At 62.2% G+C, this 4099-nt stretch carries 4 protein-coding genes; 2 read left to right on the top strand and 2 right to left on the bottom strand.

Translation table 11 applies throughout. The features are described 5' to 3' along the window. On the bottom strand, nucleotides 1-500 hold a 500-nt coding region (locus tag WCB02_RS25950; protein ID WP_423962618.1), incomplete at its 3' end, for an FkbM family methyltransferase. A 673-nt stretch (nucleotides 501-1173) separates the two neighbouring features. Here WCB02_RS25950 and serA point away from each other — a divergent pair. Beyond that, nucleotides 1174-2439, top strand: a complete 1266-nt coding sequence (gene serA / locus WCB02_RS25945; protein WP_423962617.1) for a phosphoglycerate dehydrogenase — start codon at nucleotides 1174-1176, stop codon at nucleotides 2437-2439. A gap of 215 nt (nucleotides 2440-2654) precedes the next feature. Here serA and WCB02_RS25940 read toward each other — a convergent pair whose 3' ends face one another. Continuing rightward, nucleotides 2655-3317: a lytic transglycosylase domain-containing protein gene (locus WCB02_RS25940; RefSeq protein WP_423962616.1), complete on the bottom strand. Its 663-nt coding sequence runs from the start codon at nucleotides 3315-3317 to the stop codon at nucleotides 2655-2657. A gap of 269 nt (nucleotides 3318-3586) precedes the next feature. On the opposite strand from WCB02_RS25940, the gene WCB02_RS25935 reads away from it, so the two are divergent. Beyond that, the gene (locus tag WCB02_RS25935) at nucleotides 3587-3877 is read left to right on the top strand and encodes a hypothetical protein (protein ID WP_423962615.1); all 291 of its coding nucleotides are present in this window, start codon (nucleotides 3587-3589) and stop codon (nucleotides 3875-3877) included. The last annotated feature ends 222 nt before the right edge of the window (nucleotides 3878-4099 follow it).

Raw genomic sequence — 4099 nt, 5'->3', positions numbered from 1 at the left:
ATCACGGGGACCCATTTCGACGGACCCCGGGCAAAGGGCGGTTTGAGGCCGACGCCGCGAATGCTGTGCATCATGGTGGAATTACTCACCAACGGCGCGATCTCGAAGTCGTCGCCGCAGGCGGCACAGACGACAGAGACCTTGTCGGTCAGTCCATTCCTGGCGACGTTGCTGACCAGAATGGCGGCGTTTGCGGGATCCGGCTCGAACCCGACCACAGTAACATCGCCGGCCGGATGAGTTGCAGCCTGAAGCGTGAAAAAACCCCAATGCGCGCCGACGTCGACGAACAGATCTCCAGGGCGGATCGCCCGCTCCAGAAGATTGCGCGTCGGCAGCTCATATCCCTGCTTGAGCTCATTGGCCACCAGACAGTTGGCGCCCGGATCGGTCTTGAACTCCGCGGGAAAGCCCAGATGAAACCGCGGGTCTCCGTTCGGCAACGCGAGCGATGCAGCAAGCACGACCCAGTTGTTCTCGACACCAACCCTGGCCGTCATGTCGCGCTCCGATCCGTATCCTGAGAGATGCAACGTCCGCCGCTGCGCAAGCAGAAAGCTGTCGTCCGGCTGGCCGCCAGTTCTTCGCCTTGAGCTTCTGCGTAGTCGCGACGGTGATCATAAGGCGCCGTGCGTCATCCGCGCAATCAAGAGCCATGGCGAGGCGCGTTGCGCGTACGCTATCCTTGCAGTTTCGAGGCATGAAAATTCAGCGCAAACCGAACCCTCACACGATCACGAGAGGCTGGAACGATTCGGTCTGACCATTGTATCTGATAGAGAATGTCGGCGCCAATCCAGGATGGTTCAACCGCCGGGCGCCTTTCAGCTGCCGTCGCCGGGAACAGATTTTCCCGGCACAATTTCGCAGCCGGCGGGGCTGCCGGAGATGGTCGAAAGCTATGCAATAACAGTATGTTAAGTAACTATCTTTGCGTCGCGCCCGAGGCGGTGCGTCTGCGCTGACCCACCCGTCATCATGGCCATGTTGCCGCAAATGAAGTACCAATGCCATCAGCCAGTCGGTCCGGCCGGTCAGAGACGGTTGCACGCGGGTGCATCGGCAGACCAGGCAGAATCGGAACCAATCAACCAATCCAGCTTCGAGTTGAACCGCGGTTCCGTCGCGATTCGCCAACAGGCTGCTCACTCTTCCCCATAGGACGCCGCTATCGTGACCAATGATCAGTCTCAACCGCAATTCTCGCTGTCCAAGGACAAGATCCGGGTTCTGTTGCTCGAAGGCGTCAACGACAGCGCCGTGCACACGATGACGGTCGGCGGCTATTCGAATGTGACGCGGCTGTCGACGGCGCTCGACGGCGAAGCGCTGAAGGAGGCCATCAAAGGCGTGCACCTGCTCGGCATCCGGTCGCGAACGCAGATCACCGCAGACATTCTCGAAGCCGCGGACAGATTGATCGCGATAGGATGCTTCAGCGTCGGCACCAACCAGGTGGATGTCGACACCTCCAGGCGGAACGGCATTCCAGTGTTCAATGCGCCTTTCTCCAATACGCGAAGCGTGGCGGAACTGGTGATTGGCGAGATCGTATTTCTGCTGCGCCGGATCATCTCGCGATCCAACGCCGCGCACGATGGAAGGTGGGACAAGTCGGCGACCGACAGCCACGAGGTCAGGGGCAAGACGCTCGGCATCGTGGGCTACGGCAACATCGGCTCGCAACTCTCCTATCTCGCGGAAGCGATGGGCATGCGGGTCGTCTTCCACGACCACACCGACAAGCTTCGCCACGGCAACACCGAGCCGACCGCCAGTCTGCATGAGCTTTTGGCGCAGAGCGATGTCGTGAGCATGCATGTGCCTGAAACGGCGGCGACGCAGGGAATGATCGGGCGCGCCGAGATCCAGGCGATGAAGCCTGGTGCCTATTTCATCAATAACAGCCGCGGCACGGTGGTCGATCTGGATGCGCTTGCCGATGCGTTGCGCGAGGGCAGGCTGCGCGGGGCCGCGGTCGATGTCTTTCCGGTCGAGCCGGGCTCCAACAAGGAACGCTTCACCTCGCCGCTGCAGGGGCTCAACAACGTCATCCTGACGCCCCATGTAGGAGGTTCGACCGAGGAGGCGCAGGAGCGCATCGGCAGCGAGGTCGCACGCAAGCTGGTGGAATACAGCGATACGGGGTCCACCATGGGCGCGGTCAACTTTCCCCTCGCGCAATTGCCGGCGCGGTCGTCCGGCACGCGGTTCATTCAGGTTCAGCGCAACCTGCCGGGCATGCTTGGTCGGCTGAACGAGGTGCTCGCGCGTCACGCCGTCAATATCGCCGCTCAATACTACGAGACCTACGCTGATGTGGGCTATGTGGTGCTGGATGCGGATGCCTCGGCGGCCGACAGCCAGCGCGTGCTCGCCGATATCCGGGCGCTCGAAGGAACCATCCGCGCCCGATTGCTGTATGAACACAAGGCCTGATCCGAAGGGAGCCGGCAGTTTTTGCTGGCCAGGAGGCCCGAGTGTAAGCGTTCCTGAAGGATCACGGCGCGCTACCAAGTATGACGCACCACGTCGTTGCCGTGCGGAAGTTGTCGGAGCCGAAAACCCGTCCGCGAAGGCGGCAGCCGCCAAGCAACCGTTCATCGGGCCAATCGAACCCTCCGGCGCCGCCATCGGCCTGCAGGTGAAATGTTCTAATATGCGGTCTGCACGATACAGCTTGGGCAGAGCGATATTTGGCCTTGCGACCGTGATACCTCGAGCAACTTGATCGCCGATGCCATGGTGGTGGACCGGTCGGAGCCGTCTGACGTGGGGGCGCGCGCCGCCTGCAGTGCCGCCAGCAGCTGTGCTTCCCAGGATCGGCGGTCGACATGCGTGCGGCGTTCCGGGGCCGGGAGGCCGGGGTCAAGATCGATGGTCAGATCGTTCGACTTCGTCCACTCCACCGCGTTATGCCCGGTGATGATACGGACGTAGTCGATGGTCTCCTGCGGCAACTGGCTTTCACCGGCAAGCCACTTGCGAACCTTTTCTGGGCCCGCATTGTAGGCGGCCGCCGCCAGGCCGAGATTGCCGAAATGAGTCTTCAATTCGCTCAGGAGTTCGGCCGATTTCGGCAGCGCCTCTGCGGGATCAAAAGGATCCCTCAAGCCTCGCGCGAATGCCGTGCCCGGCATGAATTGGGCGATGCCTTGCGCGCCGGCCGAACTGACAGAGTTCGGGTCAAATCCGCTCTCCAGCCGGATCAGCCGGAGAAAATAATTGACGGGAAGGGTGTTCGCGCTCGCGGCAGCTTCCGCCATTTTCTTCAACTCGGTCGGTGACGTTTCCGCGACCCGATGAGATGCGCTCATCTCCTGCCGAGCCCCTGAGCGCCGCAGTTTCGTTCCCGGTGCAAGCTGAGGGACGGAAACGTCGCTGGCTCCAGCATCGCGGGGCTCGGCATGCGACGGAGCCGCGGTCGCCACCCATACGCATAGACAGGCAGCCACCACGCTCAAGGTCCACAGGCGCGGCAACGCGCGGATGCTTTTGCAGAACGGCCAAATTCCGCTATCGCCGCGATAGCCGCTTCGTGTAAACACGGCTCTATCGCCGATAAAGCGTGCGGGAAGGCCGAGCAATGAGGATATTGACGTGGGTCGCCGTTGCGATGTTGCCTGCCGCCTATTGGTGCGAGGCGATTGCACAATCCGCGCCGTCGACGGCGCTTGCCGCGTCGGAAGTCTACATCCAGCAATCGCATGGCCGTGTGGCGCCGGGGACGAAAGTCCAGAAACCGCCGCCGGAAGCGGGAGGAGCCCTGGTCCAGGCCGCGGGTCCGACCGCGCCGGATACCTGCAACGCGCAGAACGCGGCATCGTCGCAGGCATGCCACACGGCGACTCAGCAGGCCCGGCCGGCGACACGATAAATTGCGGCGTCGTGTCAGCCTCGCTGCGCGTCCTGGGTGTTGGCCTGGATGAACGTGGCTTTGCGCTGCCCTTCTCAAGCCCGAGCATGAACACCTCTATCGATGGCATGTAGTTGAACAGCCATGGCCTGGTTTTCGGGCCTCCGAAGATCATCGCACCAGGGTCGTTCCCCAAGGACCTGATCGTTTGAGCAGTTCGGCGTCGGTCAGGCCCTCCAGGGC

This window comes from Bradyrhizobium sp., assembly GCF_049581145.1.
In the GTDB taxonomy this organism is placed as follows: domain Bacteria; phylum Pseudomonadota; class Alphaproteobacteria; order Rhizobiales; family Xanthobacteraceae; genus Bradyrhizobium.
The sequence above is the reverse complement of the archived record's forward strand: the minus strand, read 5'-3'. Positions and strand labels throughout refer to the sequence as shown.

Bases quoted from the DNA above. Each gene is read 5' to 3' on its own strand.
- WCB02_RS25940 (WP_423962616.1), bottom strand. From the start codon at position 3,317: ATGAGCGCATCTCATCGGGTCGCGGAAACGTCACCGACCGAGTTGAAG.
- WCB02_RS25935 (WP_423962615.1), top strand. From the start codon at position 3,587: ATGAGGATATTGACGTGGGTCGCCGTTGCGATGTTGCCTGCCGCCTAT.